At 67.0% G+C, this 20261-nt stretch carries 14 protein-coding genes; 8 read left to right on the top strand and 6 right to left on the bottom strand.

The annotated features are described in order from the left end of the window. Positions 1-613: 613 nt before the first annotated feature. Complete coding sequence (locus R5W23_RS32395) at positions 614-1582, bottom strand: integron integrase (protein WP_320689954.1); 969 nt, start codon at positions 1580-1582, stop codon at positions 614-616. A 186-nt stretch (positions 1583-1768) separates the two neighbouring features. Here R5W23_RS32395 and R5W23_RS32390 point away from each other — a divergent pair, with 186 nt between their 5' ends. Next, positions 1769-2155, top strand: a complete 387-nt coding sequence (locus R5W23_RS32390; RefSeq protein ID WP_320689953.1) for a hypothetical protein — start codon at positions 1769-1771, stop codon at positions 2153-2155. Between the two features lie 37 nt (positions 2156-2192). Continuing rightward, positions 2193-3422 carry a hypothetical protein gene (locus R5W23_RS32385; RefSeq protein WP_320689952.1) on the top strand — a complete coding sequence of 410 codons (1230 nt, stop codon included), beginning with the start codon at positions 2193-2195 and terminating at the stop codon, positions 3420-3422. A gap of 1100 nt (positions 3423-4522) precedes the next feature. Here R5W23_RS32385 and R5W23_RS32380 read toward each other — a convergent pair. Then, the gene (locus R5W23_RS32380) at positions 4523-5206 is read right to left on the bottom strand and encodes a hypothetical protein (protein ID WP_320689951.1); all 684 of its coding nucleotides are present in this window, start codon (positions 5204-5206) and stop codon (positions 4523-4525) included. A 492-nt stretch (positions 5207-5698) separates the two neighbouring features. Between R5W23_RS32380 and R5W23_RS32375 the strand changes: the two genes are divergently transcribed. Further along, on the top strand, positions 5699-6172 hold the full coding sequence (locus R5W23_RS32375; RefSeq protein WP_320689950.1) for a hypothetical protein: 474 nt from the start codon (positions 5699-5701) through the stop codon (positions 6170-6172). Between the two features lie 162 nt (positions 6173-6334). After that, the gene (locus tag R5W23_RS32370) at positions 6335-7279 is read left to right on the top strand and encodes a DUF1559 family PulG-like putative transporter (protein ID WP_320689949.1); all 945 of its coding nucleotides are present in this window, start codon (positions 6335-6337) and stop codon (positions 7277-7279) included. Between the two features lie 153 nt (positions 7280-7432). On the opposite strand, the gene R5W23_RS32365 is transcribed toward R5W23_RS32370, so the two are convergent. Further along, on the bottom strand, positions 7433-7858 hold the full coding sequence (locus R5W23_RS32365) for a M67 family metallopeptidase (RefSeq protein ID WP_320689948.1): 426 nt from the start codon (positions 7856-7858) through the stop codon (positions 7433-7435). Positions 7859-7931: 73 nt separating this feature from the next. Between R5W23_RS32365 and argG the strand changes: the two genes are divergently transcribed. From argG to R5W23_RS32350, 3 genes are all read left to right on the top strand, one after another. Next, positions 7932-9191 carry an argininosuccinate synthase gene (gene argG / locus R5W23_RS32360; protein ID WP_320689947.1) on the top strand — a complete coding sequence of 420 codons (1260 nt, stop codon included), beginning with the start codon at positions 7932-7934 and terminating at the stop codon, positions 9189-9191. A 225-nt stretch (positions 9192-9416) separates the two neighbouring features. Beyond that, positions 9417-11507 (top strand): DPP IV N-terminal domain-containing protein, encoded by a 2091-nt coding sequence (locus tag R5W23_RS32355; RefSeq protein ID WP_320689946.1) that lies wholly within the window; start codon positions 9417-9419, stop codon positions 11505-11507. A gap of 276 nt (positions 11508-11783) precedes the next feature. Beyond that, positions 11784-12386: a nucleotidyl transferase family protein gene (locus tag R5W23_RS32350; RefSeq protein ID WP_320689945.1), complete on the top strand. Its 603-nt coding sequence runs from the start codon at positions 11784-11786 to the stop codon at positions 12384-12386. Between the two features lie 226 nt (positions 12387-12612). Here R5W23_RS32350 and R5W23_RS32345 read toward each other — a convergent pair whose 3' ends face one another. The 3 genes from R5W23_RS32345 to R5W23_RS32335 all read right to left on the bottom strand — a co-directional run bounded on the left by R5W23_RS32345 (position 12613) and on the right by R5W23_RS32335 (position 18428). Then, positions 12613-13806, bottom strand: coding sequence for a glycosyltransferase family 4 protein (locus tag R5W23_RS32345; RefSeq protein ID WP_320689944.1), 1194 nt, complete (start codon positions 13804-13806; stop codon positions 12613-12615). A 40-nt stretch (positions 13807-13846) separates the two neighbouring features. Then, complete coding sequence (locus R5W23_RS32340; RefSeq protein WP_320689943.1) at positions 13847-14272, bottom strand: OsmC family protein; 426 nt, start codon at positions 14270-14272, stop codon at positions 13847-13849. Positions 14273-14369: 97 nt separating this feature from the next. Beyond that, the gene (locus tag R5W23_RS32335) at positions 14370-18428 is read right to left on the bottom strand and encodes a PVC-type heme-binding CxxCH protein (RefSeq protein ID WP_320689942.1); all 4059 of its coding nucleotides are present in this window, start codon (positions 18426-18428) and stop codon (positions 14370-14372) included. Positions 18429-18632: 204 nt separating this feature from the next. On the opposite strand from R5W23_RS32335, the gene R5W23_RS32330 reads away from it, so the two are divergent. Continuing rightward, on the top strand, positions 18633-19514 hold the full coding sequence (locus R5W23_RS32330) for an alpha/beta hydrolase (RefSeq protein ID WP_320689941.1): 882 nt from the start codon (positions 18633-18635) through the stop codon (positions 19512-19514). The last annotated feature ends 747 nt before the right edge of the window (positions 19515-20261 follow it).

The raw sequence follows: 20261 nt of genomic DNA, 5'->3' as shown, positions 1-20261 counted from the left end.
CACCGCCGCACGCGCGCGATCTTGCGCGCTGGGGTGGCCGAACCAGTGTTTAGTGTGCGAGGCTTCGCACACTAATACGGTATAATTTCACCCGGCGCACCGCGTGCCGGGAACCGAACTACTTGCCGGACCTGTCGTTACCGCGTGAAGGGCGTCTTCACAATATGCGCAATAACACGGTAACGGGCCGTGCGAAACTTCAACTCGCCCCTTCACGGTTCGCACAATAACACGGTAACGGCCCGTGCGAACGTGAACGTCACTTCGATGCTGCGCGCGGTGACCTTTGCCTTCTATTTGTGCGGACCGGCGCATTCTCTCGCGGCGCGCAAGCCGACACGCCCAGAAGTGTATCCACGACGGCCCCCGCGCTCAAGCCCCTTATCCTGATTCGGTCCAGTGCTCACGCGCCCGTTCGCCCGTCTCGTTCCGCCGGCACCTCACTTGTCGGGCCGCACCGAGTTTTAGTGTGCGAGGCTCCGCACACCAACACGGAACCATTCGGCCGGCGCGCAACACTCACAAAAACAAACAAATTATCACCACAACAATCGCTACAAAATTACAAGCTTCACAATATGCGCAATAACAAAGTAACGGGCCTGTGCAAAACTTACAACCCGTCAAGCGGACTCGTGACCCCGCGACCACCTTTGTTGAGCACGTGAGTGTAAATCATGGTCGTCTCGACGCTCTCGTGCCCCAGCAGCTCCTGAACCGTCCGGATGTCCGTACCCGCTTCGATCAGGTGCGTCGCGAAGCTGTGCCGGAAGCTGTGGCTGGTCACCCGCTTATCCACCCCCGCGGCCCGCACCGCATCCGCCAGCACCCGGTTCATCCCGGACTCGTGCAGGTGGTGCCGGCGCGCCGCCCCGGACCGCGGGTCCACCGAGAGCCGGTGCGCGGGGAACACGTACTGCCACGCCCACGCCGTCGGTGCCGCCGGGTTCTTCGCCGCGAACGCTTTCGGAACGTACACCGATCCCAGCCCGTTGGCCAGGTCTTCCTGGTGCAACTTTCGCACATCCGCCAGGTGCCACTCCAGCGGGCCGCGGCACCCCTGCGGCAGCACTGTCCGCCGGTCCTTGTCCCCCTTGCCCCCGCGGACCACGAGCTGGTTCAGGTCCCACTCCACGTCCTTCACCCGCAGCCGCAGGCACTCCAGCAGGCGCAGCCCCGAGCCGTACTGGATCAGAGCCACCAGCCGGTGTACGCCCTCCAGTTCCGCGAGCACCGCGCGAACCTCGTCCCGCGACATCACCACCGGCAGCCGCACCCGCCGGTGCGCCCGCACAACCATCAGCTCGTTTAGCGGCCGCTCCAGAACCACCGCGTACAGAAACAGCAGCGCGCACAGCGCCTGGTTCTGGGTGGACGCGGCCACGTTGCGCGTCACCGCCAAGTCGGTCAGGAACGCGTTCACCTCGGCCTCGCCCATCCGGTCCGGGTGCTTGATCCCGTGGAACCGAATGAACCGCTCGGCCCAATCGTGGTATGCGTCCTCGGTGCGGATGCTGTAGTGCCGCACCCGGCACGCGTGCCGAACCCGGTCGAGCAACTTCGGTGGCTGGGCGTCCGACATAAAGTCCTCACCTCCTGACAACACGTCCACGTGTACATATTTGCCAGAAGCGGAGAACGACGTCAAGAAGACACCCGCCCCCCGCCGGGTCCACGACACGGTTTGCGAGTTGGGGTATCATGATAGACCACGGCTCGAAGAAATAACGGCCGTGCGAGCCACACACGTCGTTGGTGGAGATCAGGTATGGCACGCCCCAATAACGCTCGTCCCGAAGTCGTAGCGAATAAGGCGTACCTGGACGGGGTGGCCAAAACGTTGGTCGAGAGGCTGTTCGGACCCGATGGGCCGCCGTGGGGCACGACGTTCGAGGAACTCGAAGAACTGGTCGTCCAGTTGGGCCAAACGGTGTCACGCGAACTGCTCCGCCAAGCTCTCCAGAAACAAGCGGCCGGCACCATACCCGCCGAGAGACAACAATGCCCGGGGTGCCGACAGACGCCATCACCCGGTGACCCCGAACCACGCATCCTCACCACGCGGGTCGGGGAAGCGGAGTGGAGCGAACCGTCGGCCTACTGCACCGCCTGCCGGCGGGCTTTTTTTCCCTCAGTCGGCGAGTCTGGCGATTGACCGCGGCGGGCAATCCCCGGCCCTGTTGAAGAAAGTCGTGTTCGCGGGCACCCGGTGCGGATCGTTTGCGCTGGCCGCTGAGGCCCTGCGGGAACTGGCCGCGGTTCCGGTTCCGGTCAAGCCGGTCGAGCGACGAACGCAACAGATCGGTACCGAGCGGTGTGCCGAACGCGATGCCGCCGTCGCGGCTTACGAGTCCTTGCCTCTGGTTGAACGCAAGAAGGCGCCTCCGGATGTCGTGCCCCCGCCGATTGCGGTGGTCCAGATGGACGGCGGAAGGCTTCAGATCCGGAACCCGACGTCACCGGAACAGCCGAAGGGCTCCGCGGTCGCGACGCCGGTACCCCCGAAGAAGAAGAAGAAGGGGGAGCATTGGCGTGAGGACAAGGTGGGTTTGCTGGCCTCAATGGCGAGTGTGTCCGACACGGACGACCCGTGCCCGCAAATTCCCACGCACTATATCGACCCCGAGCGGATCCCGCGTCTGGCCCAGGAAATCAAGTCGAAATCGAAGGCCGCCGGGCGTGAACCGGCCGGTGACGCGGTCGCCCCGGTCGATCCCCAACCGGTGCCCGAGGCGACCGGCCGGTACGAACCGCCCGAGTTGGTCGTGCGGAGTGTGGTGAGCACCAAGCAGGGGGTCGAGGTGTTCGGTGGGTTGCTGGCGGCCGCGGCTTGGGCCCGTGGGTTCTACGGGTCGAAACGCCGGGTGTTTCTGGGCGACGGGTCGAATGCCAACTGGGGCGTGTGGGAACGACACTTCTCGAGCTTCACGCCGGTGGTCGATTTCATCCACGCGTTGGCGTATGTGTACGGTGCCGCGATGGCGGGTGGTCCGTTTGGGGAGGGTTGGTCCCGATATGTGCAGTGGGTCGAGGCGCTGTGGCGTGGGGATGTTGCGACGGTCGTGTCGGGTCTGGAGTCGCGGCAACAGGTTCTCGGGATGCCCGAGGCGATTGACGGTGAGACGCACCCGCGGGTGTGCGTAGCCGAGGCCCGGTGCTACTTCGAGAACCAACGGGGACGTATGAAATACGCGGAGTATCGCCGGGCCGGTCTGCCGATCACCACCAGCCACGTGGAGTCGGCGATCAAGCAGATGAATCATCGGTTCAAGGGGTCCGAGAAGTTCTGGTCCGAGCCGGGCGCCGAAGCGATCCTCCAACTCCGGGCCGACCTGCTCAGCGAAACCGCACCGCTCGATGACTTCTGGAATCGACGACAAGTCAACATCACCGGCGAACGCCGACACAGACTCGCGGGGTAGGCGCAAAGCATGTCGTACACCCGAGGCCAATCGCTTCACGCTGCCGGTCCGAAGTCCCACGTAAAACACGAGGGCACACAAACGACCAGGACGTTCGCGGGCCGGCCCCCGCTCGGAACTGCCGACCGGGAACGTGAAACAACCGGCAACGATTTGCGGGACCGGGAGATCAGCACTCCTGTATCAGGCAATGAGATTCAATCGATTTCAGCATTTCCCAGTTTGTCGACTGCGCGGCACCCCGCAGTGTCCGCCGGCGGGTACCACTTGGGCGCGTTCGGCTCCTGCGATTGATCTCACCCAGACCGTACCCACCTGAGCACCACGAGATGTCGCAGTTGCGACCGACGGCCAAAGGACCGGGCCGCACTTCCGCCCGCAAGAGTCTGGTGTTCATCAGGAAGGAGTTTTGACAGGATCAACAAGATTCGCCGGATGAAGACCGACCGATTTGAAATCCTGTCGATCCTGTCACAGTCTTCTGCCCCCCCTACCTTCATCCATCGAGCACCGGTGCCTCCCGCCCGGCATGTGCCGGCCACGTCACCCGAGCGGCTCTCCTTCCGCCACACGCCCGCGCGCGGACCGGGACACGTCACGGGTCGCGGTGCCATCAGGTGAATAGGGGGGGGGAACAGAGCCCGCACCGGTGCGCCGCGCATCGAGCGACCGGACCCCGCCCGCGCGGGGCTGTAACGGGGGTTACACCCGCGACACGAGCGGAATCGGCGGACGGGGCGGGTGACGGGACACGAGCTACCACCGCCGCGGGCGATTCGCTACCCGTTCGCTGGTGCTTTGCTACCACCGAATCGCGCCCGCAAAACCCGGACAATGCCCCCAGTTGGATAGCGTCCCGCTCCCGCTCGGCGAGAAGAAATATGACGCAACATTTTGTCAGGAAAGACATTGTGACGGATGGATTTGAAAAGCGGACTCAACGCAGGACGAGCGGGATGAAGGCCGAGCGGCCCGAGGTCCTGTTTGTGCTGTTCATCCTGTCAAAATCTTCTTGGCCGCTCCGTCGAGTATCGGTGGCACGCCCTCTTGTCTCGGGCCGGATGTGCTGCCCCAAGCGGATCTCGTTCTGCCCCACGCTCTCAACCAACGATCACCATCAGTACGGGTACGCCAGCACACACGAGGACCACCACCGCCACCGCACCGACCAGGAGCAGCAGCGGGAACGAGGGCACCCAATCGGGTTGGTCGTCACCCCGCACCCCGCTCGGTCGTGGCTGCATGCTCGCACGCAACCGCTTCAAAGCGAAGACGAGCGATTCCCGCTCCAACTCCCGCCATTCGGCCCCGAGCGTGCGTGCGGTGAAGCCGATCAGGAACTGGTCCTCGGCGCGTGCGAGATAGCGGTCGTGGAACCAGCTCACGAGGGCGACTGCCAGCGGCACGGACGGGCCGAGCATACCCAGATGCACCGCACGGCCGTCCGCGAGCGTACTCAAAAAGCTGACACCCCCGGCGAGAGCGACGAGGGTACTCAAAAACAGGAACACCCCAAACAACACGCGGGCGAACAGGGGCAGGTCGACCCGGCACCGCAGCACCGTCCCGCCCGCACACGGCTCGAGCCGCCCGGAGAGGAACGGGCGGAAGTGGTTGCGCCCGCCACGCTTGCTGAGCGAAACCCAGCGGTCCTTAACGGTCCCGAGGACCGGCCGCGAGTCGAGCCAGGCGAACAGCCCGGGGCGGGCGGTCGCGCTGCGGAGCCGCGCTTCGCACACCTCGGGCGGGAGCGGCGACACAAACTCGATCACTCGCTGCGCCATTTTCGGCCTCCGTGGTCGAACCACTGAACTCGCTGCGGCTCCGGCGTGCGGTGATTGCGCGGCGAGCGGCGAGAGACGATCCGGGGCGTCAGCGCGCGGAACGCGTCGAACATGCCGCGGGCGCCCGTCAGGTAGTCGGTCGGGCTCCGCAGCGCGTTCCGGACCGGGAGTCATACCAAATCCGGTTGAAGAGTAACCGCTCGGCAGAGTGTAGGTTGCACCCGCCTGCTGACGCAGGCGGGTGGCGCCCCCAACCACCGTTACTCTTCAACCGGATTTGGTATCACGCCGTGCCCCGCCGGTCATGATACCCGCCAGCGGATACCGACGACCGTGCTGATTCCGCGGATCGGGCAACTCAGTCAACTGTGCGACAGATCAATCCGTGTGGAGCCCTGGATGCGAACTAATAAGCACTTGAAAAAAACAAAGAAATCTATACTATTGTCTTTAGCAATGATCCTTAGACTCACGCATCCGAGGAAGAGTGCAATGCTGATGCGATTCGGGTTGTTGTGTTCGTTTGCCATGCTTATGCTCTTGGCTGATGTGGGGACGGCGAAGGCACAGATCATCGTTATCACCGATGTGCAGTACACTGCCCCTGCTAACGGAAACCCGGCGAAGGCGGAACCAAAAGGGACGTGGAGTTTACCCGGGGACGGGAACAGTTACCGGGTGGTAATCGATTACGGAACCATCACGAACGGCTCTTTCACTCAGGCGGCGAACGTGAGTGCGGGCGGGCTGGGGGATCTTGTTATCACAAAGGTTGGTGGCGGCGGGACTTATCCCTGGCGTTCAAATGGGCCGCATAACTTGACGAATCCGCCCCAAGGCCTTTACGCTCGTGCCCGGATTCAAAAAATGGTCGGGATGAACTGGCAGTATGTTGGTGGTCCGGGGACCGAGGCATTTGCACCGATTCCGATTCCGGCTCCTCCGCCTTCCGGCTCAAACGACTAAGCAGGCAGCCGTGATTGCGCTGCGCTTTTGACGAGCCGCGACCGCAAGGGAGCGGATGACATCCGCTCCCTTGCGGTCGCGGCTCGTTCCCAAACGTTACAAACATCCCCGGCTCCGTGCTTAGCTCAAGTGACGCAGGTGTTTCCGGACAAGCGAGGCTGCATGAAGCGCCAAATGGGGTTCACGCTCATTGAGCTATTGGTCGTCGTGGCGATCATCGCCGTTCTGCTCGGCCTGTTGTTGCCGGCCGTGCAGAAGGTGCGAGGTGCCGCGATTCGCATGAAATCGCAGAATAACTTGAAGCAACTGGCTCTGGCGCTCCACCAGAACGGGGTTGACGGATACGTCGGCGGCTATGCGATACCGGCACCCCGGACGCTCGCTGAGCAACGCTGGATGGAGAGCCAGCGTTGCGACAACCCTCAGTTCTTGGTGCTTCAGCTAATGGGGGCTCCGTTCTTACCCCTTCGGACCCCGGAAGACGTGGCGCCGCGCCCGTACCTGATTTGCCCGGCCGATCCCTCCAATTTTGAACTCGGCAAGGTGGTCATGAGCCAGTCACCGGACGGGACGCAGCACTTCGCGTACCCGCTCGGCGGGCCGACCAGTTACGCGTTCAATATGGTGGCGTTCACTGGGCCGCCTCGGTTCCCTGACTCCATTCGCGACGGCACCTCAAACACGATCGCCTTTGCCGAGCGGTACTACGTGCGGTATTTCAGCCCCGATCCGATCGACCGGTTCGGCACGTACGCCCAATCGTGGATGTGTTACGCTTACGCCAGCCCGGCGATGCGGTCGCCGTTCCCGCCGTACCCGATGAACGACCGGGGTGAGCGCCGTCCCAGCTTTGCGGACGCGGGGTGGGGGGACGTGCTCCCTGTGACAGAGAACGGTGTGACGCGGCCGTCGGTGCCCGGGTCCACGTTCCAGGTGCAGCCCGAGCCGCGGCACGCGAACGCTTACCAACTCCAAACCCCGTTCGCCGCCGGCCTCCCGGTGGCGATGCTCGACGGGAGTGTGCGGGTGGTCGCCCCGGGGGTGGTGCCGGAGGCGTTCTGGGCCGCCGTGACGCCGGCCGCCGGCGAGATCGGCACCGACTTCTAACCCGCCCGCGGGACCGAAGAACAGCCCGGGCCGAGCCGCACGTACCTTGTGCAGCTCGGCCCGCACTTCCATACACCAGTGCGGTGCCGCACCGGCTCCTGAACCGCCTCGAGGTGTCGTGGGCGAGGTCTCGGCGAGAGCCGGCCATCCCGGTCAGTCCACTCGTAGTTCCGCCTCCCGGTACTCGCTTTCGCCCAGCCACCAGGCCCGCACCTCCGGCTCGGCGGCGGCGAGGCCCGCGATGAGGTGAACGACGGTCTCGCCGTAAGTGTTACAGGCGAGATCACGGGCGCTCGGCACCGGCTCGGATGTGGGGTGCGAGTGGTAGACCGCCAACAGTTCCAGGCCGCCCGCCCGCATCGCGCGGAACGCGTCGAACATGCCGCGGGCGTCCGTCAGGTAGTCGGTCGGGCTCCGCAGCGCGTTCCGGATGGGGAACCGCGCGGTCGCCACCCCGGCGCCGGCGTCGATGGTGCCCGCGAGCAGCCCGCAGCACTCGAAGGGGAACTCGCCGCGGGCGTGCGCGACCACTTCGGCGCGCAGGGCGTCGGGAAGTACGAGGGTGGTGAACGGCGGCATGAAGGGAACTCCGTGTGCAACGCCGGCCGAGTTCCGTAATCCTATCCGTCAGCAGCTATCAAGGGACACCGAAATGACCACCGTTGCCGACCTGAAGGGCCAGACCGTTGCGTTCGCCGCGAGCGGGGGGCTCGACTCCTGCACCGTCACCAAGTGGCTCACCGAGAGCGGCGTCAAGGTCGTGTGCTTCACCGCCGACATCGCCCAGCCGGACGAGTCCAACTTCGACGAGGTCGGGACCCGGATGCGGGCCTGCGGGGCCGCGGACTACGTCGCCATCCCGCTGCACGAGATGATCGCCGAGAGCGGCCTGGAGGTGATCCAGTTCCAGGCGAAGTACGAGGGCAACTACTGGAACACCACCGGCATCGGGCGGCACGTCATCGTCGCCGGGATGATCCCCGAGATGCGGAAGCGCGGCGCCACCGTGCTGAGCCACGGGGCCACCGGCCGCGGCAACGACCAGGTGCGGTTCCAGCTCTGCACCAACATGCTGGCCCCCGAGGTCACGGTGTACGCCCCGTGGCGGGACCGCGAGTTCCTCAAGCGGTTCCCCGGCCGGTCCGAGATGATCGACTACTGTAATGGTCACAAGCTGCCCATCAAGGCGAGCAAGAGCGCGCCGTACTCCACCGACGCGAACCTGCTCGGCCTCACCCACGAGGCCGGCAAGCTCGAGCACCTCACCACCGAGCCGTGGTTCGTCACCCCGGGCATGGGAGTGCTCCCGAAGGACGCCCCGGACGCGCCCGAGAGCGTGACCGTGCGGTTCGAGCAGGGCCGCCCGGTCGCCATCAACGGCACGGCGACGACGGCGTTCCAGGCGATCCAGACGGCCAACGCGCTGGGCGGCAAGCACGCGGTCGGGATCGCGACGCACCTGGTCGAGAACCGGTTCGTCGGGATCAAGAGCCGCGGCGTGTACGAGGCGCCCGGGATGGAGCTGCTCGGCACCGCCTACGCGTACCTGCTGCAACTGGTGCTGGACCGCCGCAGCCGCGAGCTGTTCGACCACCTGTCGCAGTTCGTCAGCAAGCAGATCTACCAGGGCTACGGGTTCGACCTCGCGACGCACATGGCCCGCTCGGCGCTCGCCCCGATCACGCGGCTCGCCACCGGCACCATCAAGCTGAAGCTGTACAAGGGCCGCGCCGAGTTCGAGGCGGCGGATGACGTGCCGCACCAGTTGTACTCGGAGGCGAACGCGAGCATGGAGGCGATCGGCTCGTTCGACCACGCCGACAGCGAAGGGTTCTTGCGGGTGCTCCAGGTGAGCGCCCGCGCCCTGGCCGCCAACCACCAGGTCACCGCGCCGGCGTGGGCCGCGCGATAACCACGCCGTAACGCCCCCGCCGGTGCCGCCCCCCTTCCTCTCCGGGGCGGGAAACAAGGCAAAAGAGCGAAGTCAAAAGGTCAAAAGCAGAGCACCCGTTTTGACTCCGCTCTTTTGCCCCGGTCTTGCACCCCGTCGGGGTGCCGGACGTGGCACAGGGCGCGCCCTGGATGCCCAACTCTCCAGTACGCACTCGGAACTTCTAACCGCTTCTGAGACCCCAACATGCCTCGCGTTTTCGCGCTCCTCGCGCTGCTCACGTTCGCCCACATCGGTGCCGCGCAGGGCACCAAGCAGGACTACGAGCGCGCCAACTCCGTCGGCAAATGGACCGCCGGCAAGGTCACCGCCACGAAGGTGGCGCCCAACTGGACCCCGGACGGTCAGCAGTTCTGGTACCAGAACGCCAACAAGGAGTTCGTGCTGGTCGACATGGTCAAGGGCACGCGGCAGGTCGTCGCGGAGGACAAGCTCCCCAAGGACGCCAAGCCCACGCCCCCGCCCAAGAAGAAGCGGTTCGACGCGGCCGACGAGGGCGGCGACACGTTCGTGCGGCTCGCGCAGCCGCCCCGCCGCGGGGCCGAGTCGCCCGACGGGAAGTGGGCCACGTTCCTCAAGGACTCGAACGTCTGGCTCCGCGACACCAAGACCAAAGAGGAGACGCAGCTCAGCACCGACGGCAAGCCCGGCGACAGCTACGGGACCGTGTTCTGGGCGCCCGACTCCAAGAAGCTGATCGCCATCAAGACGAAGGCCGGCGGCGACCGCAAGGTGACGCTGGTCGAGTCGTCGCCGCGGGACCAACTCCAGCCCAAAACCTCCACGCTCAACTACCTCAAGCCGGGCGACCCGATCCCGCTGTCCAAGCCGCACCTGTTCGACGTGGCCGCCAAGAAAGAGGTCGCCACCTCGGACGAGCTGTTCCCGAACCCGTGGGACACCGGGTTCGAGCACTGGGCGCCGGACTCCAAGCGGTTCTACTTCACGTACAACCAGCGCGGCCACACGGTCATGCGGCTGCTCGCGATCGACGCCGAGTCGGGCAAGGTCACGGCGGTGGTGAACGAGGAGTGCAAGACGTTCTTCGACTACGCCAACAAGCTCTTCGTCCAGTACCTCGACGACACCAACGAGGCCGTCTGGATGAGCGAGCGCGACGGCTGGAACCAGCTGTACTTGATCGACCTCGCCACCGGCAAGGCCCGCAACATCACGAAGGGCGAGTGGGTGGTCCGCGGGGTCGAGCGGGTGGACGTGAAGAACCGTGAGGTGTGGTTCCGGGCGCTGGGGGTTCACACCGACCAGGACCCGTACCACGTCCACTTCTGCCGGATCAAGCTCGACGGCACCGGGCTGGTGAAGCTCACCGACGGCGACGGCACCCACACCGTCGAGTACTCCCCGGACCGCAAGCACCTGATCGACACCTACTCGCGCGTCGACCTGCCGCCGGTGGTGGAGCTGCGCCGCACCGCGGACGGTAAGAAGGTGTGCGACCTGGAAAAGGCCGACGCCGCGGAGCTGCTCAAGACCGGCTGGCGGTACCCGGAGCGGTTCGTCGCGAAGGGCCGCGACGGCACCACCGACATCCACGGGTACATCGTGCGCCCCAGCAACTTTGACCCGAACAAGACGTACCCGGTCATCGAGCACATCTACGCCGGCCCGCACGACCACCACGTGCGCAAGGGGTTCAGCCCCGCGCCCTACGAGCAGCGGATGGCCGAACTCGGGTTCATCGTCGTGAAGATCGACGGCATGGGCACCAACTGGCGCAACAAGGCGTTTCACGACGTGTGCTGGAAGAACCTCGGCGACAGCGGGTTCCCGGACCGCATCCTGTGGATCAAGGCCGCGGCGGAGAAGCACAAGGAGATGGACCTGTCGAAGGGGGTGGGCATCTTCGGCGGCTCGGCCGGGGGCCAGAGCAGCACGCGCGCGGTGCTCGCGTTCGGCGACTTCTACACCGTGGCGGTGAGCGACTGCGGGTGCCACGACAACCGCATGGACAAGATCTGGTGGAACGAGCTGTGGATGTCCTGGCCGGTCGGCCCGCACTACGCGGAGCAGTCGAACGTGACCCAGGCGCACAAGCTCAAGGGGAAGCTGCTGCTGGTGGTCGGCGAGCTGGACCGCAACGTGGACCCGGCGAGCACGCTCCAGGTGGCGAACGCGCTGATCCGGGCCGACAAGGACTTCGAGCTGCTGGTGGTGCCGGGCGGCGGGCACGGGATCGCCGAGTCCCCCTACGGCAGCCGCCGCCGGATGGACTTCTTCGTGCGCAACCTCATGGGCGTCGAACCGCGCTCGCGCTGAATGTGGTAAGAGTCATTCCGACAGGATCGACAGGACACACAGGATCGAAATCACAGCACTGTCACGATCCTGTTTATCCTGTTGATCCTGTCAGAATTGCCTTGCGAGCGATCCAAATAGCTCCGCGATTGATGTTCGTTTTTTGAGCCCTGTAGGGACGAACAGGTAACGAAGAGTTTTGACAGGATCAACAGGATATACAGGATTGGAAACACGGCATTGTCTTGATCCTGTTTATCCTGTTGATCCTGTCAAAATTGCCTTGCGAGCGCTTCGATGTGGAACCTTTTCCAGGAGCGCGGGATCGTGTGCGTTGAAGCGGCCGGAGTGGTTCGCACCCACCCGCGCCCGCGTGCGATCCTGCCCGGGTCGTTCAACCCGCTGCACCACGGGCACACCGGGCTCGCCGCTATCGCCGCGGCGCGGCTCGGGGTCGAGGTCCACTTCGAGCTGTCGGTCCAGAACGCAGACAAGCCCGAACTGCCGCCGGACGAGGTCGAGCGTCGGGTGAAACAGTTCGCTGGGGTCGGATTGGTGTGGGTGACGCGGGCGGCGGCGTTCGAGAAGAAGGCCGACCTGTTCCCGGGCGCGGCGCTGGTGCTCGGGTGGGACACGGCGGTCCGCGTCGTGAACCCCAAATACTACGGCGGCGCGGCGGGCCGCGACCGCGCCTTGCGGAAGCTCATCGACCGCGGGTGCAAGCTCGTGGTCGGCGGGCGGCTCGACCCGGGCGGGGCGTTCCGGGTGTGGGAGACGCCGGCGGCGCTGGCGGCGTTCGGAGAACTGTTCGTGCCGCTCACGGAGGCCGACTTCCGCGTCGACGTTTCCAGCACCGAACTGCGGCGCCAGATCGAGGGCGGCGCCGCGCCGACGGGTTGAGTCGGGTGCGTGGCGGCTTTGTGGCTCCCTGGGACCGCGGACGTCCCGTCCGCTGCTCCGGGTGTGGTGCTGCGTTACGGCCCAGCACAGACTGTGACAGGAGAGTGCCGCGGGCGCCCCCCCACAACTTCTGGTGTTTTGCTTGGCGGATGGTTGTGTCGCGGCCCGACGCGCCAGCCAGCAGACGGGACGTCCGCGGTCCGAGGGAGTCACAAACCGGCCCGCTTCACCCCCGCCCCAGCACCCCGGCGATGACCGCGTGGATCTGAGCCGCGTACCCCTCGGTGGTGTGCCGCGCGCGGGCCAACTCCCAGCCCGCTTCGCCGTGTGCCCGGGCCAGTGCGGGGTCGGCGACGTAACGCGCCATGCACCCGGCGAGCGCGTCGGGGCCGCCCTTGTAGAGGAAGCCGGTGCGGTCCGGCGCGATCAACTCGCTGGTGCCGCCGCTGTCGTACCCGATCACCGGGCGGCACACCGACATCGCCTCCGCGGTCACCCGGCCCATCGCCTCGTTCCGCGAGCACATGAGCGCCGCGTCCGCGGCCAGGAACGCCCGCTCCGGGTCCGGGATGTAGCCCCAAAACTCCACCCGGTCCGCGACGCCGAGCTGCGCGGGGAGCGCGCGGCACTCGTCGAAGTACGCCTGATCCCCGGTCGCTCCCGACCCGCCCACAAGCAGCAGGCGCGTGTCGGGGAACCGCTCGGTGAGGCGGGCGAACGCCCGGATCGCGATCGCCTGCCCCTTGCTCTCGCGGAACCGGCCCACCAGCACGAACGTGAACGGCTGCCGGCGCCCGCGGAGCGCGTTGGCCGCCCGGCGCCGCGCGGCGAACGTCGCCTCGTTCCCGACCCCGTTGTAAATGACGTGCGAGTTGCGTACCTCTCGGTTCCCCAGGAAGGACTGCTTCAGGGCGTGCGACACGAACACGGTGGCGTCGGCGGTGCGGAACACGAGCCGCGACAGGCTGGGGCCGAGGTCCGGCCACAGGTCGTAATCACGGTCGCCGAACTCGCGCAGGTGCCACACGTGCGGCAGGTCCAGTTCGGCCGCGGCCATCGCGCCGATCGCGAACACCGACGAGTTCGAGTAGACGAGATCCGTCCCCCACCCGCGGAGTTGCGCGGCGACGGTGCGCAGGCGGCGGACGTTCCGCAGCGCCCGCCGCGCGACCCCGTCGACCGTGCGGTCGGTCGAGACCCACCACTCGAACGGCAGCACCGCGACCGGCACCCCGCGCTGCTCCAGCGCGCCGAGCAGATCGCCGGATTCGGGGCAGATCACGTGCGCGCGCACCCCGTGCCCGCTCAGCCCCTCAATGAGGTTCAGCAGGGACAGGTTGGCCCCGTACAGCTCGGTGTAATGCGTGATGAACGCGACCCGCGCGCTGGGGCGCGGGTCGGTCGGCGGACGGACGGACATTGGCGGCGGGTCCTGTGCGCGGGCGAGCGCGGGGGCGGGCTCAGCCCTCGAGGGTGGCGTCGAGGGTGATCTTGGCGTTCAGAACCTTCGACACCGGGCACCCGGCCTTGGCCTTGCCGGTCAGCTCCTCGAACTTCGCCTGATCCGCACCGGGGATCTTCGCCTTCAGGGTGAGGTGGACCGCGGTGATCGCGAACCCGTCGGGCTGCTTGTCGAGCGTCACCTCGGCGGTGGTCTCCATGCGCTCGGCGGTGAGCCCGGCCTCGCCCAGGATCAGCGACAGGGCCATCGTGAAGCACCCGGCGTGCGCGGCGCCGATCAGCTCCTCGGGGTTGGTGCCCGGCTTGCCCTCGAACCGCGCCGCGAACCCGTAGGGGTAGGCGCTCAGCGCGCCGCTCTTGGTGGAGATGGCGCCGCGCCCGTCCTTCAGCCCGCCCTGCCACACCGCCGAACCTTGGGTCTTCATGGGGGTCTCGCTCCGCGTGCTCGTCGTGGTGCCGGAACAATGGGCGCCGGGGCATTATAGGAACCGCCGCCCGAAGGCGACGGTCGCCGCGGCGCCGCTACTTCAGCACTTCGAGCTTCACCTCCTTGAACCGCACCTCGAGCGGGCCGCCGCTGTGCAGTTGCAGCCCGACCACGCCCCGGCGGGCCAGCTTCTCGTCCTCGTAATCGGTACAGAGGTGCCCGTTGATCCAGATGCGGACCCGGCCGCCCACCGCCTCCACCGCGTAGTCGTTCCAGTCGTCGGGCTTGACGAACTTCTCGCCGCCCTCCTTCGCGAGCAGCCCGCGGCCGCTCTCCTCGTACAGCTTGCCCCACCAGCCGGCGCCGATGTCCGCCTGCGGCCCGCGCATTTCGCCGTCCGGCAGCGGCACGCTGCGGAACTGGATGCCGCTGTTCTCCTTGTTGGGGCTGAGCTTCACCTTCAGCGAGAGCCGGAAGTTCTCGACCGCCGCGTGCGATTTGAGGAACGTGTTCCGCTTCAGCCCCGTCTTCGAGCGGCCCACGATCTCGCCGCCCTCCACGCTCCAGAGGCCCGCGTCGCCGTCCCAGTTGCTCAGGTCCTTGCCGTTGAAGAACTCTTTGGCGCTGTCCGCGTTCGCGAGCAGCGGCACCTGGGACTCGGTTTGCAGGTACGCGACCAGCGACCGGAACTCGAACTCGCTCACCTGCCGCAGGATGTCGTCGGGCATCATCGACAGCTCCGACGGCTTCCGGCTCGCCACGTCCCCCGCCGGGATGGTCAGCGTCTCGCGGTCGGTGACCACGGTGAGCAGCCCGTTCGCCTCGCCCTTCACGATCCCGGTGACGACGCGGTCGTCGGCGAGCACGAGCCGGGTCGCGGCGTACTCCTTGGGGATGACCGCGCTGGGGTCGAGGATGTTCTCGAGCAGGTAGTCGATGCTGCCCCTGTTGGCGCCGGTGATCTCCGGGCCGACCTTCCCGCCGGTGCCGTACAGCGTGTGACACTGCTGGCACGTCTTCGCGAACACGGTGCGGCCGAGGTTCACGTCGCCGGCGGGCACCGCGGCCTTGGTGAGCTTCGCCTTCCACTCGGCGATGAGCCGCTTGCGCTCCGCCGGGGACTCGCGCACGACGCCCCACAGGTCCGCGATCTGCTTGTTGAGGGCCGGGTCGTCGTACCCGCGGAGCTGGCGCACGACCTCGGCGGGCACGTCGGCGGCCGGGAGCTTCTTGGCGGCGACGGCGCTCATCAGTTCCTTGGCGAACCCGGGCCGGGCCGCGAGCGTCGCGACCGCGTCGCGCTTCTCCACGAGGGTAAGTGCGGGGTACTGGGCGAGGATTGCGGCGGGCGTTTTGGCGTCGTCGAACGCGGCCAGCGCACGCAGCGCGGCCCCGCGCAGCTCTTTGTCGGCCAGCGCGGATTGCAGCAGCGGAACGGCGTCCACGTCCTTGGCGTCCACGAGCGCGGTGAGCGCCGCGAGCCGCGCCGCGGCATCGGCCGTCGCGTCGCCGAGCACCTTGCGGAGCGTGGCGAGCGCGCCACGGTCGCCGAACACCGCCGCGAGCCCCAGCGCCTGCTGCCGGACGGCGCCATCCGGCGACTTCATCAGCGCCTCGAACGCGGCGCCCCAGCCCTTCGGCATTGGGAGCGCGCGCTTGCCCAGCGCGCCCTCTTGCAGCCCGCGGAAGTACGCGACCCGCTCCGCATCGGTTTTCGCCCCGGCGAGCGCCCCGGTGAGCAGGTCGAACGCCTCCGGCGTACCGAGCGCGCCGACCCGCCGGGCCGCGCTCTGGAACACGAACGTGATCTTGCCATCAGCCGCAAGACCGAGCGCCTTCGCCGGTGCTTCGGCGCACAGCGGTTCGAGGGCGTACCAGTAGAGGTACGGGAGGTTATGGTCGGTGGCGTCCTCGGCGTGCGCGAGGAGTTGCCGGAGCAGTTCCGCACGTTCCGCCGTGCGGAGCTTCTGAGCCGCCGAGGCGAGCGCCAGTCGAACGACGGCCGATGGCGCGTTCGCGTCAACCGCTCCGAGGTTGGCCGCGTCCAGGCGAGCCCCTTCGGTTCGGCCGGCGTACCCCTCGGCGATGAACCGGACCGCCCACGCTCGGACGAGCGGGCTCGCGTCTTTCGTCGCCTTCACAAGCACCTTCGCGGTGGCACCACCCGCCGCTCGCAACGCCCAGAGTGCCTTCACCCGGTTTAATTCATGCTTGTCCTCACGCAGAATCCGGCCCAGTTCGCTCACGGCATCCGGTCGCAGGGGTTTGTTCGCCGCGCGCTCCTGAAGCACGCGCCGGGCGGTGCGGGCGTACCAGTCGTTCTCGTGCGACTGGTACTTCACCAGTTCCTCGTCCGTCGCCTTCGACAGGTCCACGCCCCGGACCGGCTTCGCGTCCTTGTGGCTGATCTTGTAGATGCGGCCGTTGGTGCGGTCCCACTTCTCGGGCTGCGTGAGGTGGCAGATCTGCTGGTCGTACCAGTCCAGCAGGTACACGTTGCCGTCCGGGCCGCTCCGGAGCGCGAGCGGAATGGCCCACTTGTCGTTCGTGAGCAGGAAGTCGGGGTTGCGGTCGGCGACGTACCCACTCCCCTTCGGGGTGACCACGTCCACGTTGAGCCGGTGGCCGTGCAGGTTCCCCATGAACAGCTTGCCGTGGTACTCCTTCGGCCACGCGCCGCCCTGGTAGCACAGCAGGCCGGCGTGCGCGTGCCCGCCGCCGACGCTGTCGCTGCGGCCGTTGCCGCCGTGCGGGGTCGCGCCGGCGTAGTGCCGGTGCAGCGCGATCGTCCCGATCTCGCCGTAGGTGTACGGGTTGAAGTCGGTGCCCGCCTGGCGCTGGTAGCGGGCGCCCGGGATGATGTGCCACATGTGCGGGATCACGCACGCCTCGATGAAGAAGTCGCCGTGCGCGTTGTAATCCAGCCCCCAGGGGTTGCTCGTGCCCCGGGCGAACACCTCGAACGTGTGTTTCGTCGGGTGGTACCGCCAGATGCCGGCGTTGATCCGCTGGCGCTCGGCGTCCGGGGCGCCGGGCTTGCCGACGTTCGAGTGCGTGAACACGCCGTGGCACCCGTACAGCCAGCCGTCCGGCCCCCAGATGAAGCTGTTCAGGGTCTCGTGCGTGTCCTGGTAGCCCCAGCCGTCCAGCAGGATCTTCGGCTCGCCGGCTTTGTCGGTCTCCTGGTCGTGCGGGATGAACAGGAAGTACGGGGCGGCCCCGACCCACACCCCGCCGAACCCGAACTCGATGCCGGAGGCGAGGTTCAGCCCCTCGAAGAACACCGTGCGCTTGTCGAACGTGCCGTCCCCGTCGGTGTCCTCGAAGATCAGGATCTTGTCGCCCTTCGCGCGGTCCTTCTCCGGGAGCACCGGCCCCGGCGCGGGGTTGCGCCGCGGGTACACGTAGGCCTCGACGACCCACAGCCGGCCGCGGTGGTCGGTGCAGAACGCGATCGGCTGGTGGACGTCCGGCTCGCCCGCGAACAGCGCGACCGAGAAGCCGTCGGGCACGGTCATCGCCTTGGCCGCGTCGAGCGGCTTCAGCCCGGCGTGCTTGTACGTGTCCGCGACCGCCGGGGCGACGTGGGGGCGCTCGGGGACGTTCGGCTTCTTCTCGTGGAACCGGAAGTCGTCGAAGTTGATGTGGCCCCACCCGCCGGAGTGCCGGTCCACGATCCGGACGAACACCTCCTTGCCCTGGTGCTTCGTCAGGTCCACCGGGACCCGGTACATGTCCTCCACCTCGGTGCCGGTGGCGCGGAAGATCACGTCCTTGCCGCTCACCACCTCCACGCACGTCTCGGTCGCGTGCTGGCCGCCGCCGACCAGGAAGCTGGCCCACGGGTGCGTCACCTTGAACGGCGCGCTGGTGAGGGTGCCGGTGGGCCGGTCCCCGGCCTTCTCGTACCCGCCGATCCAGAACCGCCCCTGGTGCCGGCTCCGCATGTCGCCGCGCCGCGCCTTCACCGTGTCGTCCTGGACCGGCTGCCCTTTGAAGGCGGCACCGTCAAGGGTCCAGTCCCTCAGGTCGCCGGTCTCGAAGTCGAGGTTCAGCGGCTTGCCGTCGGCGCCGAGCGGGAGCACCCCGGCGTCGTTCGGTACCGGGTCGGCGGCGGGCCAGAGGAGGGCTGCGGAGAGGATGGCGGTGAGCACGAAGGGGCCTCACGGGGGTGGCGGGGCCGGCCGGGCCAGTGCCGCGGCCGCGACCGGCGGGCGCGGGCCGGTCGCGGCCGGCGCCCACGCCGGAAGTGTACACGACCCGCCCCCCGGTCCGCCAGCGGGTACCGCGCCCGCTTGCGGCCCCGCGCGCCGCGCGGTACGCTCGTCGCCTCCCACCCCGCCGAAAGGTCACACCCGATGCGCCGGCTCCTCCCGTTCGCGGCCCTCGCCGCTCTCGCCGCCACCCTCCACGCCCCGGCCGCCGACGACTACGCGCCGGGCGAGGACTCGGTGCCCCACGCGGGCGTGCCCAAGGGCACGGTCACCCCGTTCCGCTGGAAGACGAGTAAGGTGTTCGAGGGCACCGAGCGCGACTGCTGGGTGTACGTGCCGGCACAGTACGACGGCAAGACCCCGGCGTGCGTGATGGCCTTCCAGGACGGCAGCGCGTACGTGGGCGAGAAGGGCGCGTTCCGCGCGCCGGTCGTGTTCGACAACCTGATCCACAAGGGGCAGATGCCGGTCACGGTCGGGATCTTCATCAACCCCGGCAAGTTCCCCACCCCCAAGCGCGAGGAGAAGGACTGGCGCTCCAACCGGAGCTTCGAGTACGACACCGTCTCGGGCCAGTACGCCCAGTTCCTCGAGAAGGAGATCCTCCCCGAGGTCGGGAAGACCGTGAAGCTCCGGACCGACGCCGACGGGCGGGCGATCTGCGGGCTCAGTTCGGGCGGGATCTGCGCGTTCACCGCCGCGTGGGAGCGGCCCGACCTGTTCTCGAAGGTGCTGTCGCACATCGGCAGTTTCACCAACATCCGGGGCGGCGACGTGTACCCTGGGCTGATCCGCAAGACCGAGAAGAAGAAGCTCCGCGTGTTCCTCCAGGACGGGACGGGCGACCTCGACAACCTGCACGGGAACTGGCCCCTGGCGAACCTGTCGATGGCCGCGGCGCTGAAGCACATGGACTACGACTACCGGCTGGTGATGGGCGACGGGGCGCACAGCGGCAAGCACGGCGGCGCGATCCTGCCGGACGCGCTCCGCTGGCTGTGGCGCGACACCCCGCCGGCGAAGTGACCCCGCGACGCTGGGCGCGAACGCGGCCGGCTGCTGGCGCGAGTGACCTCCTGGCCGCCGGCATCACTTGCAACCAACGTTGCGGCCGGCGGAGGCCGCCGCGCCGGGCAACATGGCGATTCTGTGCATGAGGGGAGGCAACGCAACCCCAAATCCGTATCACTCGGCCGTTTCGTCAAGCTGAAACAGCGGAGTGGATAAACACCTAGATAAGTATTATCCTCTTGAGCATTTAGCAATGTGATTTCCACTTGACACTATCAGCGGAGCAGATATCATCCCCTATAACTCTCCAAGTAACATCTCGGTACGGATGCCAAGGCCTATCATTTGCTTGGGTGAAAATGTTCCGATCTTTAACAATTTTTATGCTGGCTATGTCGCTGGCTGCTTTGGCTAGCTTCAGCAATGTGGCTGTGGCTAACGCTCAGCCCGTGGCCCCTCCTGCGCCCCCACCTCCAGCTTGCACGGGCAACGTATTGAGTTCTGGACCTGCAGTCGGATCGATCAATGTTTCGGCGAGTTGGTCGAACTGCACTGGCGTTAACAAAGTCGTAATTAGCTTGGCAACTAAGGACGCAAAAGGCGTCCAGCGTGCCGCCGTTAACCAAACCCTGTCGTCACCGCCTGCTATCCTTGCAACGGGGGCGTGGAACCCAACCTTCACCGGGCTGCCGACGGGAGACACGGTCGTCGGATTTAACCTGTTAATTTATCCAGCCCCCCCGGCCGGGGGCGGGATGATTA

This window comes from Gemmata algarum, assembly GCF_034097035.1.
GTDB classification, from domain to species: Bacteria; Planctomycetota; Planctomycetia; order Gemmatales; family Gemmataceae; genus Gemmata; species Gemmata algarum.
Note: the sequence above shows the minus strand (reverse complement) of the source record. Positions and strands in the feature narration are given on the sequence as shown.

Coding starts and splice junctions, on each gene's coding strand:
- R5W23_RS32395 (WP_320689954.1), bottom strand. CDS start 1,582: ATGTCGGACGCCCAGCCACCGAAGTTGCTCGACCGGGTTCGGCACGCG.
- R5W23_RS32390 (WP_320689953.1), top strand. CDS start 1,769: ATGGCACGCCCCAATAACGCTCGTCCCGAAGTCGTAGCGAATAAGGCG.
- R5W23_RS32380 (WP_320689951.1), bottom strand. CDS start 5,206: ATGGCGCAGCGAGTGATCGAGTTTGTGTCGCCGCTCCCGCCCGAGGTG.
- R5W23_RS32375 (WP_320689950.1), top strand. CDS start 5,699: ATGCTGATGCGATTCGGGTTGTTGTGTTCGTTTGCCATGCTTATGCTC.
- R5W23_RS32370 (WP_320689949.1), top strand. CDS start 6,335: ATGAAGCGCCAAATGGGGTTCACGCTCATTGAGCTATTGGTCGTCGTG.
- R5W23_RS32365 (WP_320689948.1), bottom strand. CDS start 7,858: ATGCCGCCGTTCACCACCCTCGTACTTCCCGACGCCCTGCGCGCCGAA.
- argG (WP_320689947.1), top strand. CDS start 7,932: ATGACCACCGTTGCCGACCTGAAGGGCCAGACCGTTGCGTTCGCCGCG.
- R5W23_RS32355 (WP_320689946.1), top strand. CDS start 9,417: ATGCCTCGCGTTTTCGCGCTCCTCGCGCTGCTCACGTTCGCCCACATC.
- R5W23_RS32350 (WP_320689945.1), top strand. CDS start 11,784: ATGTGGAACCTTTTCCAGGAGCGCGGGATCGTGTGCGTTGAAGCGGCC.
- R5W23_RS32345 (WP_320689944.1), bottom strand. CDS start 13,806: ATGTCCGTCCGTCCGCCGACCGACCCGCGCCCCAGCGCGCGGGTCGCG.
- R5W23_RS32340 (WP_320689943.1), bottom strand. CDS start 14,272: ATGAAGACCCAAGGTTCGGCGGTGTGGCAGGGCGGGCTGAAGGACGGG.
- R5W23_RS32330 (WP_320689941.1), top strand. CDS start 18,633: ATGCGCCGGCTCCTCCCGTTCGCGGCCCTCGCCGCTCTCGCCGCCACC.